Source organism: Saccharopolyspora sp. NPDC050642, from assembly GCF_040654735.1.
GTDB classification, from domain to species: Bacteria; Actinomycetota; Actinomycetes; order Mycobacteriales; family Pseudonocardiaceae; genus Saccharopolyspora; species Saccharopolyspora elongata.
The window spans coordinates 13,917-32,446 of sequence record NZ_JBFAIN010000018.1 but is presented as its reverse complement, the minus strand read 5'-3'; the positions used below and the strand labels follow the sequence as shown (position 1 = coordinate 32,446).

Here is an 18,530-nt window from a genome sequence, read left to right as displayed (position 1 = left end):
CACGGTAAGTAGGCGCGCTAGCTTGGGCCACATGGACATCCTGATCTCCGGCGCAGGCATCGCCGGGCCGGCACTCGCGTTCTGGCTGCGCAGGTACGGTTTCAACCCGACCGTGGTGGAGCGCGCACCCGCGATCCGCCACGGCGGCTACGCCATCGACGTCCGCGGAGCAGCGGTCGAGGTCGCCGAGCGGATGGGCGTCCTCGCGGACCTGCAGGCGGCCCGCACCGAGAACCGCGGCATGACCGTCGTCGACAGCGCGCGCCGGCCGCTGGTCGAGGTGCGCATGGACGAGCTGATGGGCGACGACGGCGACATCGAGCTCATGCGCGGCACGCTCAGCCGGATCCTCTACGAGCGCACCGACGACACCGAGTACCTGCTGGGCGACTCCATCACCGCCATCGAGCAGCACGCCGACGCGGTCCGCGTGACGTTCGAGCACCACTCGCCGCGCGAATTCGACCTCGTGGTCGGCGCCGACGGGATGCACTCCACCGTCCGGCAGCTGGCGTTCGGCCCGGAAGCCGGCTTCCGCCGCTATCTCGGCTACCACATCTCGATCTTCAGCGTCGATAACTTCCTGGGCCTGGACCGCTGGACCGAGGTCTACAACACGCCGGGCAGGCTGGCCGGGCTGTACCGGGCGCGCACCGACGCCGGCGCGAAGGCGATCCTCGGCTTCAAGTCGCCGGAACTGCGCTTCGACCCCCGCGACCCGCAGACCCAGATCGCCTTGCTGGACAAGGCCTTCACCGGCGGCTGGGAGGTGCCCAGGCTGCTCGAAGAGGCCCGCCGGGCACCGGACTTCTACTTCGACTCGATCTCCCAGATCCACCTGGACGACTGGGCACGAGGCCGGGTGGTGCTGCTCGGCGACGCGGGCTACTGCCCGTCGCCGCTGTCCGGTCAGGGCTCCAGCCTCGCGCTGGTCGGCGCCTACGTGCTGGCCGGCGAACTGCTCGCCGCCGACGGCGACCACCGGACCGCATTCCGCCGCTACGAAGCGGAAATGCGCAACTTCGTGACGCAGAACCAGAACGTGGCGACGGAAGGCGCGAAGGCGCTGATCCCGAAGACGGCCACCGGCCTGTGGCTGCGCAACCAGATGTTCCGCCTGATGAGCCACTTCCCGCAGCTGAACGGCATGTCCAAGGGAATCCAGAACGCGGCCAACGCGATCAACCTCCGCGACTACGCACCGGCCCCGTGAACAGCGACATCTACCGAAGCGCCCGGGGGCGAGACGCCATTGCGCGGTGGTGCACCGAACGGCTCGACGCATGGCCGGTGCCGCACCAACGCCTGATGATCATCGCCGGCGGTGTCGCCACCCACGCGGTCGTGGCCGGCGGAGGTCCACGAACCGTGGTGTTCGTGCCCGGGACGAACTTCAACGCGGCCAGCTGCCTGCCGCTGGCCACCGCGCTGGCCGCGCAGTCCCGGGTGGTGCTGCCGGACGTTCCCGGCCAGCCCGGCCTCAGCAGCCCGATGCGGGTCCCCGCAGGACGGCGCCTGGCCTGGTACGGACGATGGCTGACCGACTTGATCGCCCAGACCGCCGAAGGCCCGGCCGTGCTCGTCGGCCACTCCCTGGGCGCGGCGATCGCGCTGTCCAGTGACTCGCCCCTGGTCGTCCGGCAGGTTCTCGTGTCCCCCGGAGGTCTGGTGCGGGCGCGAACCGGGCCCGGCGTCCTCGTTCCAGCCACGTCGTGGCTCCTCCGCCGCAGCCCGGCGGCCAGCACGCGCCTGCTCGAAACCATGCACGCGCCGGAGAACCGCCCGCGCCGGGAACTGGTCGACTGGATGACGCTGATCGCCCGCCACGTCCGGTCGAGTTTGGATCCCGGTCACGCCGCGGTGGCGGATCGCCAAGTGAGCCGAGCAGTCGTTTCCGGAGAGCACGACAGGTACTTCCCGCCCCGCGCACTGGCGCCTGCGGTCCAGCGCTCACTCGGACTGGAGCTCGGCGTGATCCAGTCCGCCGGACACTTGAGCATCGACGAACAGCCGGACCAGATCGCCGCACTCGCCACCTCGTGAGCGAACGTTCCGGCTCTTACCGGGCTATTCACTCACGAGCACGTCAGCGGGTGGCGGAGATGATGGCGCTGCCGAGGACGAGGTCGCCCGCCGCGTCCGGGCGGTACAGGACGATCGCCTGCCCCGGCGCCACGCCGCGCAGCGGCTGGCGGAGCTGGACGCGGATGCCGTCCTCGTCTGCCTCGGCGACCGCCTCCGCCGTGCCGCCGTGCGCGCGCACCTGGATCACGCATTCCGTGGGCCCGTCCAGCGGCTGCTCGGACGGCCAGATCGGCCGCTTCGCGTCGATCTCGGTGACCGACAACCGGTCCGCCGAACCCACCTTGACGGTTCCCGACACCGGCTCCAGGGAGAGCACGTAGCGCGGCCTGCCGTCCGCCGCCGGCGCGTCGATGCCGAGGCCCTTGCGCTGGCCCACCGTGAACCCGTGCACCCCGGTGTGCTCGCCGAGCACCGCGCCGGTGTCGGCGTCGACCAGCTTGCCCGGCGCCTGGCCGAGCTTGTTCTCAAGGAACTTCTTGGTGTCGCCGTCCGGGATGAAGCAGATGTCGTGGCTGTCCGGCTTCTTGGCCACCGCCAGGTCCTGCTCGGCGGCCTCGACCCGCACCTCGGACTTCAGCGAGTCGCCGAGCGGGAACATCGAGTGCCGCAGCTGCTCGGCGGTCAGCGAGGCCAGCACGTAGGACTGGTCCTTGCCGTCGTCCCTGCTGCGCCGCAGCTCCGGCACGCCGTCCACGATGGACAGCCGGGCGTAGTGGCCGGTGCAGACCGCGTCGAAGCCCAGCGCCATCGCCTTGTCCAGCAACGCCTCGAACTTGATCTTCTCGTTGCAGGTCAGGCACGGGTTCGGGGTGCGGCCCGCGGCGTACTCGCCGACGAAGGTCTCGATGACCTCCTCGGTGAACCGCTCCGCGAAGTCCCACACGTAGAACGGGATGCCCAGCAGGTCCGCGGCGCGGCGCGCGTCCCGGGAGTCCTCGATGGTGCAGCACCCGCGGGCGCCGGTGCGCAGCGTGCCGGGCTTCGCCGACAGCGCCAGGTGCACGCCGACCACGTCGTGGCCCGCGGCGACCGCCCGGGCGGCTGCGACGGCGGAATCCACCCCGCCGCTCATGGCTGCCAGTACTCGCACGCCTCACACCTCCGTGGCGGTGCTCGTCGGCCCCGCCGAAGATCGGCGCAACCCGGCCAGACCGGCGCTACGCGCTCGTTGCACCACCGGCCCGATGGCCTCGGTGAGTGCCTGTACATCGGCCGCGGTCGAGGTGTGCCCCAGCGAGAAGCGCAGCGACCCGCGCGCGGCCTTCGGATCCGCCCCCATCGCCAGCAGCACGTGGCTGGGCTCCGAGACCCCCGCGGTGCAGGCGGAGCCGGTGGAGCACTCGATCCCCTTGGCGTCCAGCAACATCAGCAGGCTGTCGCCTTCGCAGCCGGGGAACGTGAAGTGCGCGTTGCCGGGCAGCCGCGACGGCCCGCCGCCCACGACGTCGTGCCCCGGATCGCCGTTGAGCACCACGTCCGGCACCACGGCGCGCACTCCGGCGACCAGCTCGTCGCGCAGCTTGATCAGCTGCGGCGCATGCGATTCGCGAGCGTCGACCGCCTCGCGCACGGCCGACGCCAAGCCCAGCACGCCGGGCGTGTCCAGGGTGCCGGACCGCACCTCGCGCTCCTGGCCGCCGCCGTGCAGCACCGGGGTGCACTTGACGTCCCGCGACAGCAGCAGCACGCCGACCCCGTACGGTCCGCCGACCTTGTGCCCGGTCATGGTCAGCGCCGCCACGCCGGAGACCGCGAAGTCCACCGGCAGCGTCTCGACGGCCTGCACGGCATCGGTGTGCAGCGGCACCCCGTAGCGGTCGGCGATCGCGGCCAGCTCCGAGATCTCGTTGACGGTGCCGACCTCGTTGTTGGCCCACATGACGGTGGCCACGGCCACGTCGTCCGGGTTCTCAGCGAGGGCCGCCTCGAACACCTCCGGGCGCACCCGGCCGTGCGAGTCGGCCGCCAGCCAGGTCACCTCGGCGCCCTCGTGCTCGGCCAGCCATTCGACGGCGTCCAGCACCGCGTGGTGCTCGACGGTCGAGGCCAGCACGCGCCGCCGGGCCGGATCCGCAGCCCGCCGCGCCCAGAAGATCCCCTTGACCGCCAGGTTGTCGCTCTCGGTGCCGCCCGCGGTGAACAGCACCTCCGACGGCCGCGCGCCCAGCGCATCGGCGATGTCCTCGCGCGACTCCTCCACCGCACGGCGCGCCCGGCGACCCGAGGTGTGCAGGGACGAGGCGTTGCCGATCCTGGTCAACGCCTCGCTCATCGCTGCGACCGCCCCAGGCCGCATCGGTGTCGTGGCTGCGTGGTCGAGGTAAGTCATCGCGCTGTCCAGGGTAATGCAGGGCGAACCTGAGCCCACCTCGCGGTCCGGCGGAAGGCGCAGGTCAGGACGTTTGGCCGCGGGCCGAACGGATGAGCAGCAGGGCCCCCAGCACGGCGCCCACCACCAGCACCAGATCCAGCGGCACGACGCCCCAGGTCGGCGCGGTCGCGGTGGCCAGCGCACCGACCACGACACCGCCGAGGCCCACCAGCGAGGCCTGCCCCAGCATGTCGGAGATCTGCAGCGCCGCCGAGTTGAACCCGCGCTCGCCCTCCGGCGACAGCGCGAGCACCCGCACCGCTGTGCTGGCCACCGCGATGCCCATCCCGCCGCCGGCGACGAACCAGAAGGCGAACAGCAGCCAGTGCGGTCCCCACGCGGGCAAGGTCAGCGCGAGCCCGGCGATCCCGAAGCCGACCAGCAGGAATCCGGCCGCGACCACGTACTCCCGGCGCAGGTTGCGCTGCCTGCTCTGCCACAGGGCACCGACGGTCCAGCCGAGCGATCCGACGGTCAGCGGCATTCCCGCGGTGGTCGGCGAATAGTGGTGCACCACGGACAGCGCCAGCGGCACGAACGCCTGTGCGGTGAAGAACAACCCGGCGAGGAACCCGCGCGACAGCACCATCACCGGAAGTCCGGGCCGCGCGAGGAGCGTGCCCTTGGGCAGCAGCAGGCGGATCGACGGCGCTACCACCAAGATCCCGGCCAGGCCAACGAACAACGACGGCAGCGAGGGGTTCTGCGCGGCGAAGTTCAACGCCACCACACCGGCCGCGGCGCCCACCGCCGCAAGCGCCAGCCCGCGCCGCTGCGGCGACGGTTCGCCCGAGCGGGCACCGAAGCGCCGCACCGTCGGGACCAGCAAGAGCGTGCCGATGCACACCAGCGGAGCGAGGCCGAGGAACACCCAGCGCCAGCTCGCGTGCTCGGTGAGGAATCCCGCGACCAACGGCCCCACCAGCGCGGGCACCACCCACGCCGACGACAGCGCGCCGAACGCCGCGGGCCGGTCCTCCTCGGGGAAGACCCTGCCGATCATCACGTAGAGCGCGACGATCAGCACCCCGCCGCCGAGGCCCTGCAGCACCCGCGCGACCAGCAGGACCAGGATGTTCGGCGCAGCGGCGGCGACGACCAGCCCGACCGCGAACGTCGGCAGGGCGAGCAGCAGCGGAAGCGCGGGCCCGCGCCGGTCCGACTGCCTCCCGCCGATCACCGTGCCGATGGCGGCGGCGGCCAGGAAGACCGTGAACGGCCAGGAATACCAGTGCTGCGCATCGAGCTCGGCGACGATCGTGGGCAACGCGGTGCCCAGCCCCATGGCTTCGAAGGCGACCAGGGTGATGACCAGGATCAGTCCGGCGGTGAAGGTCCGTCGTTGGGGATTCCACAGGGCGCTCTGGGGCTTCTCGACAGTGGCCACCCTGCTAGCCTGCAACCTGCACCCCGGTCGAGGTCCAGCCTTTGCCGCCAAAGCGGCGATTTCCACACTCGTTCTGCGTAAGCGGATCAAGACCCGTGCGTGCTTTCGGGTGTCATGGCAGCCGAAAGCACGCACGGGGTGGTCAGGCGGCGATGCGCTGGGCGGCGAGGTGCTCCACCGGCGCCTGGTGGCCCGAGGCGGAACCGGTGGCCGCGGCGATCGCGTCCTGCGCCTGCCTGGCCAGCTCGCGGCGGTCGGTGCCGACCAGCTCGGGCAGCACCACCAGCTCCACGACCAGGTCCCGCATCCTCGCCACCGCGAGGACCGAATCGACCAGCGTGGCATCGCCCAGGAACGCCGCCGCGGTGGTCGGTTCCCCGGCGGCGGTCCGGAACCGCAGCGCAACCGGCTGCATCCGCACGCCCGCGTCGATGGCGGCCTGGAAGACGGCGGGCCGGAACCGCCCGGAAGCCCGCCCGCACCAGGTCGTCCCTTCCGGGAAGGCCCCGATCACGGCCCCGGCGCGCAACTCGTCGGCGATGGTCCGAACCGCGCCGGGCAACGCCGAGAGCCGGTCGCGATCGATGTACACGGTGCCTACCCGGCCGGCGAGCGGCCCCAGGAACGGCCACGACCGGACCTCGACCTTGGCCAGCATCCGCATCGGGCGAAGGGCCTGGAGCGCGACGATGTCCAGCCAGGAGACGTGGTTGCTGACGACCAGCGCACCGCCCGGCGGGATCCGCTCCCCGAACACGAGACCGATCCCCAAGGTGCGCAACAACATCCGGAACCACAACGCCAGCGCCCGATCGCGCCACGCCGCCCGCAACACCGAGAGCGCCAGCACGAGAAGGCACCCGACCAGCAGCAACCCGGCGGTCCCGCCCAGCCGCAGCACCACCCGGGGCAGCCCGACCTCGGCCTGCTCGTCCCGCGGTGGAAGGCAACCCGGCCCGCACGGCGAGGTGGGCATCCACTGGCTCATGCCGATTCGCCCAGGAAGAACCGCAGGTAGCGCTGGTCGGCGCGCTTGAGGTCCAGGAGCACGAAGTAGTCGGCGACCCCGAAGTCCGGATCGTGCGCCGGACGGCCGCACACCTGAGCGCCCAGCCGCAGGTAACCCTTGAGCAGCGGCGGCAGCGGCGCGCGACCGGTAACCTCGAAGGGCTCCCAAGGCCGGTAGGGGTGCACGCGCTGGTCCTCCGGCGAGTAGTGCTTCGCCGACACCGCGTTCCAGACGTGCGAGGCCTGAACGCCTCCGTCGTCCAACGCCACCGACGCGCAGCCGGCGAGCATCGTGTGGCCGTGCAACAGCATGTACCGCGCGATCCCCGTCCACACGAGGCTGACGACGGCGCCGTTGCGGTGGTCCGGGTGGACGCACGACCGGCCGGTCTCCACCAGCGAGGGGCGCAGCTCGTCGAGCGCGGAGAGGTCGAATTCGGTTTCCGAATACAGCATTCCGGCTGCCTTCGCCCGATCCGGCGGCAGCATCCGGTAGGTCCCGACCACCGCGCCGGAACGGTCGTCCCGGACGATCAGGTGGTCGCAGTGCTCGTCGAAGGAATCCCGGTCGACGCCGAACTCGCGACCGGTGACCGTGGCCCCCATCTCCTCGGCGAACACCTGGTAGCGCAGGCGTTGCGCGGCGTGCACTTCATCGGAGTCTCTGGCGACCAGCAGCGAGTAGTGGGCGTCGGCCGCCGCACTCGGTGCGGCGCTGGCCAGCAGCTGCGTCTCGGACATGCCGCAGGTGTATCGCCGCGCGGCGAACACCCAACACACCAGTCGATGACACGGAGCAGGAACTTTCGGTGAATCCCAGGTGCGACGCCCAACCATTGCCCCGAACGGAGCCCTGAAACCCCACCCGAACAGCAGATATTCGACGGCGTCGCCCCGAGGAGCCGGACCCGGCGCGAGCGTCGGCTCCTCGGGACGGGCTTACGCGCCGACCAGCGGGAGCACTCGCTGGATGATCGACGAGGGGCTGGGCTGGGTGGCCATCTCCTCGCTCACCTCGCGCGCCGCCGCGCGGAACGCGGGCTCGGTGAGCAGCCGCTCGGTCATCGCCCGCACCGTGGCAACGTCCACAGTGGCCGGATCGTGGGAGAGCCCCACGCCCCGGGCCACCACGCGCTCCGCGGACATCGGGTTGTCCGCGAAAGCGGGCAGGACCAGCTGCGGAACGCCATAGTGCAGCGGCGCGGCCGTGGTGCCGGAGCCGCCGTGGTGCACCATCAGCGAAGCGGTCGGCAAGAACGTCGACAGCGGCAGGAAGCCGGCGGAACGCACGTTGGCCGGCAGCGTCCCGAGATCGGCGAGATCCGCCTTGCCCGCGGCCAGCACCACCTCCACGTCCATGCCGCCGAGCGCCTCGATCACGGCCGAGAGGTTGCTGGTGCCGCTCATGACCGGCACCACGGTGCCGAGGGTGACGCCGACCCGCGGCCGCTCCGGTCGCCGCAACGCCCAGTCGGGAACCACGGCACCGCCGTTGAACGGCACGAACCGCATCGACCACCACGGGACGCCGTCCAGCGGATCGGGCTCGTCCGCGACGAGCCCGCCCATGCTGGGCGCCCGCGGATCGATCCGCGCGATCACCCGCGGCGGACCGCCGGGAATGCCGAGCTTGTCCCGCAGGGCAAGGGTGACGTCGTCATCGTCGTAGAGATTGCGCCCGTTGCGGAACTCCGGGTCCCGCGACGACCAGGAAATCCGGTTGCCGACCTCCAGCACCGGCACCCCGAGCGCAGCAGCGGCCAACCGCCCGGCCGCGTGATCGGTGGTGTGCACGACGAGATCCGCGCCGAACGCACGGCCCGCGTCGATGGTGCCTTCGGTCATGGTCAAGGTGAACAGCCCGAACGGATTGCCCGCCTGGGACACCTTCTCGTAGGCCTCGGACAACCCCGTGGCAGCGGCCACCCGCTGGACCTCGGGCGAATCCCCCTCCGACGTGATCCCGCGCAGCAACGCGTCCCACACGTCGTGCTCCGGGAAGACGTCCACGACGGGAAGCCCGGCCCGCGCAACGACATCGGGCATTTCGGCGGTGGTGGCGACCAGCACTTCATGGCCGGCGATCCGAGCAGCCCAGATCAACGGGACGATCGGCAGCATAAGCCCATAACCGGGCCCGGCGGTGAACAGTATTCGCACGCCCGCCGAGCATGCCACTCCCCACCAACCCCCGCACCCGATTTTCGAACCAGGGGAACCTTCCTGCCACAAGCGCCACCGAATGCGAGCAGGGGAACCTTTCTGTCACAGGCGCGAGAGCAAGGGAACCTTCCTGCCATCCGCCGACCCTGGAATGCGGAGCAAGGGAACCTTCCTCCCATTACCCCGAGCGCCCGGACGCGAGCATGGGAACCTTCCTGTCACGACCACCGGACCGACGCAACGGCGCCGACGATTAGATTCCGGGGTATGCAGCGAACGACGGACCACGTCGACCTCTACACCGACGGCGCATGCAGCGGAAATCCCGGCCCGGGCGGCTGGGGCGTCGTGCTGCGGTACGGCGACCACGAGCGGGAGCTCTACGGCAAGGACGCGGCGACGACGAACAACAAGATGGAGCTGATGGCGGTCATCGAGGGCCTGGCCGCGCTGACCCGGCCGATGCCCGCCGTGCGCATCTTCACGGACAGCACGTACGTGCTCAAGGGCATCACGCAGTGGGTGCACGGCTGGAAGCGCAACGGCTGGCTGACGTCGGCCAAGCAGCCGGTCAAGAACGTCGAACTGTGGCAGCGCCTGGACGCGGAATGCGCGCGCCACGGCGACGTGCAGTGGGAATGGGTCAAGGGGCACAACGGCCACCCGGAGAACGAGCGCGCCGACCGGCTCGCCTGCCAGGGCCGCGACGAAGCTCGCGCGGGCTGACGCGCAGAAGGCGGGCCGCACCTGGGTGCGACCCGCCTTCCGCGTCAGATCAGCTCGGGGCTCAGCCCTTGCGCTTGGTGATCTCCTCGGTGAGCTGCGGGGCGACCTTGAACAGGTCACCCACGACGCCGAAGTCGGCGATCTCGAAGATCGGGGCTTCGGGGTCCTTGTTCACCGCGACGATCGTCTTCGACGTCTGCATCCCCGCCCGGTGCTGGATCGCACCCGAGATACCGAGAGCGATGTACAGCTGCGGCGAGACGGTCTTACCGGTCTGGCCGACCTGGAACTGGTGCGGGTAGTAACCGGAGTCCACCGCCGCACGCGAGGCACCCACCGCAGCACCCAGGCTGTCGGCGAGCTTCTCCACGACATCGAAGGACTCGGCGGAACCGACACCACGACCACCGGAGACCACGATCGAGGCTTCGGTGAGCTCGGGGCGGTCGCCGGCCTCGGCGGGCTGCCGACCGGTGATCTTCGCGCCCGAGGCGGCCGGAACCTCCACGGACTCCACCGCCGCGGCACCCGCGGCCTGCTCGGGCTCGATCGCGCCCGGCAGCACGGTGATCACCGGCGTGCCCTTGGTGACCTTGGCCTTGGCGTCGTAGGTGCCACCGAACAGCGAGTGCGACGCCACGCCCTCACCGTCGAGGTCCACGACCTCCGACAGCAGACCGGAACCGATGCGGATCGCCAGCCGACCGGCGATCTCCTTGCCGTCGATCGACGCCGGTACCAGCACCGCCGCCGGCGACACGCTGCCCACCAACGCGGCGAGCACGTCGACCTGCGGGGTCACCAGGAACTGCGCGGCCTCCGCGGACTCCGCGGCGTAGACCTTCGCCGCACCGTAGGCGGCCAGCGCATCGGTGAGCTTCCCAGCGGTACCCGGCTCGCCGACCACCACCGCCGACGGCTCGCCCAGCCGGCGCGCCGCGGTCAGCAGCTCGTGCGTGACCTTCTTGACCTCGCCGTCCACGTGATCGACGAGGACCAGAACCTCAGCCATGAATCAATGCCTCCTCGAAAACCCGTGAACGACTCAGAGCAGCTTCTCGCCGGCCAGGAACTCCGCGACGGCCACGCCGCCCTCGCCCTCGTCGGTGACCTTCACACCACCGGACTTCGGCGGCTTCGGCGCGGACTCCACCACGGCCGACCCGGCATTGGCCAGGCCCACCTCGCCCGCGTCGATCCCCGCATCCGCCAGCGACAACACGGCGACCGGCTTCTTCTTCGCGGCCATGATGCCCTTGAACGACGGGTACCGCGGCTCGTTGATCTTCTCCGTCACGCTGACGACCGCCGGCAGCGCGGCCTCGACGTTCAGGATCCCCGCGTCGGTCTCCCGCTCGATCGACACGCTCGAACCATCGGTGACGACCTTGCGCGCGAAGGTCAGCTGCGGCCAGCCCAAAACCTCGGCCACCATCGCCGGCACCGCACCCGTGCGACCGTCCGTGGCCTCGTTACCGGCGATCACCAGATCCACACCCTCGACGGTGCCGATCACCTTCGCCAACGCCCGCGCGGTCGACGGCGCGTCCGTGCCGTGCAACGCCTCATCAGAGAGGTGCACCGCCTTGTCCGCACCCATCGACAACGCCTTGCGAATCGCATCCGTGGCGCGATCCGGGCCCATGCAGACGACGGTCACTTCGCCGCCCTGAGCCTCCTTGATCAACAGCGCTTCCTCCACCGCGCGCTCGTTGATCTCATCCAACACCGCATCGGCCGACTCGCGATCCAACGTGTGATCCGCCGCAGACAGCTTCCGCTCGGAATACGTGTCGGGCACCTGCTTGACCAGGACGACGATGTTCATGGGCCCTCTTCGACCTCCTGCGGACAGACGACGCTCGCTGGTCCTCCAGCGGCTTTGCTTGTGGACCCGGCGCTGTTTTGTCCGGGTAGGTTGACCTTGCCACGTCCCTGTTCGAAAAGCACAGTGACGCCAACCACCCAGAATGTTACTAGCCGGTAGCACCGGTGCAACCAGGCCCCTGGAGTGACGGTACTCACCTCGCCGTACCCAAAAACGCCGGGTGCCGGTGACGGTATTTCTGCCGGGGCACGCACGCCGACCGGCTACCAGTTAGTAGCCTGGCCCGCATGAGGCAACGCGTCGCCATCGTGACCGACTCGACGGCTTCCATACCGCACGACGTCGCCGAACAGCTGGGCATCTCCGTCGTCCAGCTGGAACTCAAGGTCGGCGACGAGTACAACGACGAGCGCCGGGTGCCGCACCCGACGCTGGCCCAGGCGATGCGCGACGGAATCCCGGTGGCGACCGGCGAACCGCCGCCGCCGGCCTTCTTCTGGAACTACACGGACGCCGCGTCCTCCGGAGCCGAGGCGATCATCTCCATCCACATCTCCGAAGGACTCTCCCAGACCTGCCAATCGGCCCGCGCCGCCGCGGCGGAGATCGGCATCCCGGTCTACGTGGTCGACTCCCGGCTGGTCGGGCTCGGCCTCGGTTTCCCGGTGATGGCCGCGGCCGAAGCCGCCGTCGCCGGCGCGACCCCGCAGGGCGTGATGAGCGTGCTGGACCGGCGCCTGCGCACCACCACGCAGCTGCTCTACGTGGACACCCTGGAATACCTGCAGCGCGGCGGCCGGATCGGGCGCGCGCAGGCCTGGCTCGGCCAGACCCTGTCGATCAAGCCGGTGCTCGTCCTCAAGGAAGGCGTCATCGACCAGCTGACGAAGGGCATCGGGCCGGACCGGGCGCTCAAGAAGGCGGTCGCGAACGCGGTCCAGCGAGCCGGCAGCGGACCGGTCGATGTCGGCGTCGAGCACTTCCAGTTCGCCGACCGAGCTCAGCGCGTGCTGGACGACCTGCGGTCCCAGCTGCCCCAGATCCGCCGCGTCACCTTGGAGGAGACGAGCGCGGTCCTGGGCGCCCACGCGGGGCCGGGCGCATTGGGCGTGACCGTCTCCCCCGCTACCTGAGCGGCACAGCGGCACTCCTCCGCGTTCGCCGCGGACGCGGATCTTCCCCATTCCCAACGGGTTTTCCGGCTGCTGCCGCGCGCGAGGAGCCGAAACCGCGATCTCGCAGCGGGTTCCACCCCGTCGAGTGATGCGAACGACAGTTCGAGCGCGAATACTCGATGTTGGGCGGCCTGAGGCGCCTTTCTCCGAAACTCCGGTCCTGCAAAGCCTTCGCCGAACACGACTTCGCAAAGCACACGGCTTGCAGGCACACGGCTGGGTAGGCATGCGACCTTTGCAGGCGCATGACCTTGCAGAGCACGGCTTTTCGGGGATCACGGCCGTTCGAGCACGCAATTCCCGATGAATCACGCGAGCTCGAAACGGTCGCGCCTCGGATGCACCGAACCGGTGCCCGCCCGACGCACCAGTTCGCACCCCGGAGGGAACAGCCATGCATGTCACGACCGTGCTCAAGCACTTGTCCGGCTCGTCGGCAGTCGCGGCGAGAGCCGGATCAGCGCTCCAACTTGTCCATCGCGCGGTGGATGCGCTTCACCGACACCGGCTGCGACGTGCCGAGCGTCTGCGCGAAGAGGCTCACCCGGAGCTCCTCGATGAGCCACCCGATCTGCCGCAGGGATTCGCCCGGGGCGCGCCCCGGCGGAAGGTCCGCCAGCATGTCCCGGTAGCGCTGCTCGACCTCGTCCACCTGCTGCATCCAGTCCCGGTCGCGCTGCGGATGGTGCTGCAGCTTGTCCAGCCGCTGCTCGATCCCGCGCAGGTAGCGCGTCAGATCGGACAGCCGCGCGAAACCGGTCCCGGTCACGAAGCCGGGGTAGAGCAGCCCGCCCAGCTGGTCCTGGATGTCGGCGAGCGCGGCGGGGTTCAGGTTCCGGGGCTGGTCGGCCAGCAACGTCTCCACCCGCTGCGCCGCCATCAGCACCTGCTCCACTTTGGACACCGCGTCGACGGTGACCTCGCCCAGCCGTGCCCGGACCTTGGCCTGCAGGGAATCGTAGGCAGCCTGGTCCCACACCGGGCCGCCGTAATCCGCCATCAGCTTGTCGACGGCGCAGCTCACGCAGTCGTCGAGCACGGCGGCGAGGTCGCCGTACCGGCTGCTGCCCAGCACGAGCCGGGCGGTGCTGCTCATCCCGCGCTGGATGGACTTCACCGGCGACGGGAGGTTCAGCAGCAGCATTCGCCGGGTGCCGTCCCACAGCGCCTGCCGCTGCTCCTCCTCGGTGTCGAACATCCGCACCGCGACGCTGTCCTGCTCGTCCACCAACGCCGGATACGCCTTCACCGCGTGGCCGGAGCGCTGCTGCTCGAAGGTACGAGGCAACGAGCCGAAGCTCCAGGAGCGCAGCCCGCGCTGCTCGACGTCGTCGGCGGCGGCGGAGATCTCGGCGCGGAGCTTGGGTTTCAGCCGCTGCTTGAGCGACTCCAGGTCCTTGGACTCGGCGAGCTTGCGGCCCTTGCCGTCCACCACGCGGAAGGTCATCTTCAGGTGCTCCGGCACCCGCTCGAGGTCCCATTCGGAGCGCGACACGGCGACGCCGGTCATGCCCTGGAGCTGTCGTTGCAGGGCGTCCAGAAGCGGGCCGTCCGACGAGGGCATCCGGGACAGCGCCGCCTTGGCGAAGTCCGGGGCCGGGACGAAGTTCCGGCGCACGTTCTTGGGCAACGACTTCAGCAGGGCCGTCACGACTTCCTCGCGCAGGCCGGGGATCTGCCAGTCGAAACCATCCGGTTCGATCTGGTTGAGCACCGCCAGCGGGATGTGCACGGTCACGCCGTCCGCGTCGGCGCCCGGCTCGAACTGGTACGACAGCGGCAGCCGGTGCCCGCCCTGCGCCCAGAAGTCGGGGTAGTCCTGGTCGCTGACCGCCGCCGATTCCTGGTTGATCAACATCGACTTCTCGAAGTTGAGCAGGTCCGGCTGCTCCTGGCGGGCCTTCTTCCACCACGAGTCGAAGTGCCTGCCGGAGGCGACGTCGGCGCCGATGCGCTGGTCGTAGAACTCGAACAGCGTCTCGTCGTCGACCAGGATGTCGCGCCGCCGGGCCCGTTCCTCGAGGTCCTCGACCTCGTCGAGCATCGCCCGGTTCTCGTGGAAGAACGCGTGCCGGGTGTCCCAGTCGCCCTCCACGAGCGCGTGCCGGATGAACAGCTCCCGGCTCAGCTCCGGGTCGATGCGCCCGTAGTTGACCTTGCGGCCGACCACCAGCGGAACGCCGTAGAGGGTGACGCGCTCGACTGCGACCACCGCGGCGCGGTCCTTCTCCCAGTGCGGTTCGCTGTAGCTGCGCTTGACCAGGTGCTGTGCGAGCTGCTCCACCCAGTCCGGTTCGATGCGGGCGGCGATGCGCGCCCAGAGGCGGGAGGTTTCCACCAGCTCCGCCGCCATCACCCAGCGCGGCGGCTTCTTGAACAGCGACGAGCCGGGGAACACGGCGAACCTGGCGTTGCGCGCGCCCTGGTACTCGTTCGAACCGCGCCCGGGCTGCCCCGGCTTCTTCTCGGTCTTCTTCTCGACGTCCTTGAGGCCGATGTGCGACAGCAGGCCGGCCAGCACCGACTGGTGGATCCGCGACGCCTCGGCCTGCTCGTCGCCGAGCGTCATGCCCATCGACTTGACCATCTGCCGCAGCTGGCCGTAGAGGTCCTGCCACTCGCGGACCCGCAGGTAGTTGAGGAAGTCGGTCCGGCACAGCTTGCGGAACTGGTTGGAGGACAGTTCCTTCTGCTGGGTGCGCAGGTACCGCCACATGTTGAGGTAGGTGACGAAGTCGGACTCGGCGTCCTTGTCGACGAAGCGCGCGTGCTTCTGGTCGGCGGCCTGCTGCTTGTCCGCGGGTCGCTCGCGGGGGTCCTGGATGGACAGTGCGGCGGCGATGACCAGCATGTCGCGCACGCAGCCGTTGCGCTCCGCTTCGAGCACCATCCGCGCGATGCGCGGGTCGATCGGCAACTGGGCGAGCTTGCGGCCGACCGGGGTCAGCCGCTTGTGCAGCTCGGTCTTCGACCGGTCCAGGGCACCCAGCTCGTGGAGCAGGTTGACGCCGTCGGTGATCTGGCGGCGGTCCGGCGGCTCCAGGAACGGGAACGACTCGATCTCGCCCAGCCCCAGCGAGGTCATCTGCAGGATGACCGAGGCCAGGTGGGTGCGCAGGATCTCCGGGTCGGTGAACTCCGGGCGGGACTCGAAGTCCTCCTCGGAGTACAGCCGGACGCAGATGCCTTCGGAAACCCGGCCGCAGCGGCCCTTGCGCTGGTTCGCCGAGGCCTGCGAGATCGGTTCGATGGGCAGCCGCTGCACCTTCGTCCGGAAGCTGTACCGGGAGATGCGCGCGGTGCCGGGGTCGATGACGTACTTGATGCCCGGCACGGTCAGCGAGGTCTCGGCCACGTTGGTCGACAGCACGATCCGCCGGCCGGAGTGCGGCTGGAACACGCGGTGCTGCTCGGCGGCCGTCAACCGCGCGTACAGCGGCAGCACCTCGGTGTTGCGCAGGTTCTGCTGCTTCAGCGCGTCGGTGGCGTCCCGGATCTCCCGTTCACCGCTGAGGAAGACCAGGATGTCGCCGGGGCCTTCCGCGCAGAGCTCGCCCACGGCGTCGCAGATGGCCTGCGTCTGGTCGCGGACGACGTCCTCGTTCTCGTCGGAGTCGTCCAGCAGCGGGCGGTACCGGACCTCGACGGGATAGGTGCGCCCGGAGACCTCGATCACCGGCGCGTCGTCGAAGTGCCGCGAGAAGCGCTCCGGATCGATGGTGGCCGAGGTGATGATCACCTTCAGGTCGGGACGGCGCGGCAGCAGCTGCTTGAGGTACCCGAGGATGAAGTCGATGTTCAGGCTGCGCTCGTGCGCCTCGTCGATGATCAGCGTGTCGTAGCGCCGCAGCAGCCGGTCGTGCTGGATCTCGGCCAGCAGGATGCCGTCGGTCATCAGCTTGACCAAGGTGTCGGTGCCGGCCCGCTCGGTGAAGCGCACCTGGTAGCCGATGGCGTCGCCGAGCTCGGTGTCGAGTTCCTCGGCGACGCGTTCGGCGACGGTGCGGGCGGCCAGCCGCCGCGGCTGGGTGTGCCCGATCAGGCCCTGGATGCCGCGGCCCAGCTCCAGGCACATCTTCGGCAGCTGCGTCGTCTTCCCGGAACCGGTCTCACCTGCGACGATGACGACCTGGTTGTCGCGGATGGCCGCGAGCAGGTCGTCCCGGCGCTGGCTGACCGGCAGCGCCTCCGGATAGCTGATCTCGGGCACGTTCGCGCGGCGCTGCTCGATCCGCCTCTCCGCAGCCTCGATGTCGCCGGTGATCTCCGCGGTCACGGCCGCCAGGGCCTGCTGGTCGCGGATCTTGCGGGCTCCCTCGATGCGACGACGCAGCCGACGCTGGTCGTGCAGCATCAGCTCGGACAACCGTTCGCGCAGATCGACGAGCGGAGATTCAACAGACGACGTACCCATACTTCGCCCAAGCATAGAGAAGGCGCCGCACCGACTGCCTCTGGTTTTCGGCACGCTCACAGCGCGCCCTCGCGGAAGGGGAAATCGAGTGACCTAGCGCACTCAGGTGCGCTCGGCGCGGCACAGGTACGCCATCGCGGTGTCGCCGACCCTGGTCAGCACCACGGTGGCTTCCTGCGAGCCCTTGAGCTTGAGGCGGCGGCGCAGCGCATCCGGATCCACGTCGACGCCGCGGACCAGGATCTCCAGCCTGCCCACCTCGTGCCTGCGCAGCAGGGCGCGCAGCGACTTCTCGTTGTAGCGGCAGTGCTCGAAGACCCGGAAGGCGCGGACGCCCGGGGGCGGCTCGTCGCCGGTCAGGTAGGCGATGTGCGGGTCGAGCTGGGCGAGCCCGTGCCGCGCGGCGTAGTGCCGGACGAGCCCAGCGCGCACCACGGCGCCGTCCGGGTCCACGATCCACTGCCGGACCTCGACTGCCGGGCAGTCGTCCGGCTCGGCGTCGGTGATCGTCCAACCGGTGCCGTCCGGCCGCAGCACCGTCGCCCGGCGCCGAACCTGCGGGGCCGCCAGCCCGCCGAACCACAGCGCGGCCTCCCGAACCTGCCCGGCCAGCGACACCACCTCGGCCTCGGCGGTGTCCGGGACCGCCGCGAAATCCAGCCCAGGGGCGCACTTCACCACGAGATCGCGGCCGGCGTAGACGTCGAGCAGGTCGTCCAGCGGTGGGACGAGATCCGCTGGGTTCCAGCGACGCCGGCCGGCGTCGTCCCGGCGCGCCGGGTCCGCGACCACGGCCGTGCCTCGGGTCACCGGGCGCAGTGCGTCGGCTTCCACGAGCGCCACCGACCGCCCGGCAACCGCGAGGTTGTGCTGGGCCATGGACAACCGGACTCGATCGAGGTCGGAGCCCACGCAGCGGTGGGCGACGGCGGCCAACGCGGCCAGATCCGCCCCGATGGAGCAGGTCACGTCGTGCACGTCGCGCCCGGCCAGCCGTTGCGCGCGATGCCGCGCCACCACGCTCGCCGTCGCCTGCTGCAGCGCCGGATCGGTGAACAACCAGCCGGCGGGGTCGTCCAATTTGGACTCCGCCTTGCGCCGCAGCACGGCCGTCTCCAACGCGGCCGCCGCGAACCGCTCTCCGACGAGCTTGCGAGCGGCGGCGACGTCGTTGAGCCGCGTCGAATTGGTCAGCGCGAGCCCGGAAAGCTCGGCGACGGCATCCCGCCCGGCCGCCGAGCGCAGGAACGCAACATCATCGAGATCGAAGCCGTACCCCACCAGAACTCCTCAACGCCGTCGCCGGAACCGCGCTCCGGCAACGGAAGCGCAGGGCGGACTGGTGGGGCGGGCTGTCACGATTCGTTCCGTCC

Annotated in this window: 14 protein-coding genes; 4 read left to right on the top strand and 10 right to left on the bottom strand. The window is 70.3% G+C overall.

Annotation, left to right across the window (positions count from 1 at the left end):
• Window positions 1-31 precede the first annotated feature (31 nt).
• Both AB0H93_RS25395 and AB0H93_RS25390 read left to right on the top strand, forming a co-directional pair.
• Window positions 32-1,213: an FAD-dependent monooxygenase gene (locus AB0H93_RS25395; protein WP_358575648.1), complete on the top strand. Its 1,182-nt coding sequence runs from the start codon at window positions 32-34 to the stop codon at window positions 1,211-1,213.
• A gap of 77 nt (window positions 1,214-1,290) precedes the next feature.
• Entirely contained in the window at window positions 1,291-2,043 is a 753-nt protein-coding gene (locus AB0H93_RS25390; protein ID WP_358575647.1) for an alpha/beta hydrolase, read from the top strand.
• A gap of 43 nt (window positions 2,044-2,086) precedes the next feature.
• Here AB0H93_RS25390 and mnmA read toward each other — a convergent pair whose 3' ends face one another.
• From mnmA to AB0H93_RS25360, 6 genes are all read right to left on the bottom strand, one after another.
• A complete protein-coding gene (mnmA, locus tag AB0H93_RS25385; protein WP_358575646.1) occupies window positions 2,087-3,175 on the bottom strand; it encodes a tRNA 2-thiouridine(34) synthase MnmA in 1,089 nt (362 codons plus the stop codon).
• A gap of 3 nt (window positions 3,176-3,178) precedes the next feature.
• Window positions 3,179-4,414, bottom strand: a complete 1,236-nt coding sequence (locus tag AB0H93_RS25380; protein WP_358575644.1) for a cysteine desulfurase family protein — start codon at window positions 4,412-4,414, stop codon at window positions 3,179-3,181.
• Window positions 4,415-4,478: 64 nt separating this feature from the next.
• The gene (locus tag AB0H93_RS25375) at window positions 4,479-5,843 is read right to left on the bottom strand and encodes an MFS transporter (protein WP_358575643.1); all 1,365 of its coding nucleotides are present in this window, start codon (window positions 5,841-5,843) and stop codon (window positions 4,479-4,481) included.
• A 142-nt stretch (window positions 5,844-5,985) separates the two neighbouring features.
• Window positions 5,986-6,831: a lysophospholipid acyltransferase family protein gene (locus AB0H93_RS25370; protein WP_358575642.1), complete on the bottom strand. Its 846-nt coding sequence runs from the start codon at window positions 6,829-6,831 to the stop codon at window positions 5,986-5,988.
• Window positions 6,828-7,592, bottom strand: coding sequence for a GNAT family N-acyltransferase (locus AB0H93_RS25365; RefSeq protein WP_358575641.1), 765 nt, complete (start codon window positions 7,590-7,592; stop codon window positions 6,828-6,830). Before AB0H93_RS25365 ends, AB0H93_RS25370 begins: the two co-directional genes overlap by 4 nt.
• Window positions 7,593-7,790: 198 nt before the next feature.
• Complete coding sequence (locus AB0H93_RS25360; protein WP_358575640.1) at window positions 7,791-9,011, bottom strand: glycosyltransferase; 1,221 nt, start codon at window positions 9,009-9,011, stop codon at window positions 7,791-7,793.
• A 270-nt stretch (window positions 9,012-9,281) separates the two neighbouring features.
• On the opposite strand from AB0H93_RS25360, the gene rnhA reads away from it, so the two are divergent.
• A complete protein-coding gene (gene rnhA, locus AB0H93_RS25355) occupies window positions 9,282-9,740 on the top strand; it encodes a ribonuclease HI (RefSeq protein WP_358575639.1) in 459 nt (152 codons plus the stop codon).
• Window positions 9,741-9,801: 61 nt separating this feature from the next.
• Here rnhA and AB0H93_RS25350 read toward each other — a convergent pair whose 3' ends face one another.
• Together AB0H93_RS25350 and AB0H93_RS25345 are read right to left on the bottom strand one after the other, a co-directional pair.
• The gene (locus AB0H93_RS25350; RefSeq protein WP_358575637.1) at window positions 9,802-10,752 is read right to left on the bottom strand and encodes an electron transfer flavoprotein subunit alpha/FixB family protein; all 951 of its coding nucleotides are present in this window, start codon (window positions 10,750-10,752) and stop codon (window positions 9,802-9,804) included.
• Window positions 10,753-10,785: 33 nt separating this feature from the next.
• Window positions 10,786-11,568, bottom strand: coding sequence for an electron transfer flavoprotein subunit beta/FixA family protein (locus AB0H93_RS25345; RefSeq protein WP_358575636.1), 783 nt, complete (start codon window positions 11,566-11,568; stop codon window positions 10,786-10,788).
• A 287-nt stretch (window positions 11,569-11,855) separates the two neighbouring features.
• Between AB0H93_RS25345 and AB0H93_RS25340 the strand changes: the two genes are divergently transcribed.
• Window positions 11,856-12,701 (top strand): DegV family protein, encoded by an 846-nt coding sequence (locus tag AB0H93_RS25340; RefSeq protein ID WP_358575635.1) that lies wholly within the window; start codon window positions 11,856-11,858, stop codon window positions 12,699-12,701.
• 499 nt (window positions 12,702-13,200) lie between these two features.
• On the opposite strand, the gene hrpA is transcribed toward AB0H93_RS25340, so the two are convergent.
• Window positions 13,201-17,157 (bottom strand): ATP-dependent RNA helicase HrpA, encoded by a 3,957-nt coding sequence (gene hrpA, locus AB0H93_RS25335; protein ID WP_358575634.1) that lies wholly within the window; start codon window positions 17,155-17,157, stop codon window positions 13,201-13,203.
• A 102-nt stretch (window positions 17,158-17,259) separates the two neighbouring features.
• Window positions 17,260-18,438: a class I SAM-dependent methyltransferase gene (locus tag AB0H93_RS25330; protein WP_358575632.1), complete on the bottom strand. Its 1,179-nt coding sequence runs from the start codon at window positions 18,436-18,438 to the stop codon at window positions 17,260-17,262.
• Window positions 18,439-18,530 lie beyond the last annotated feature (92 nt).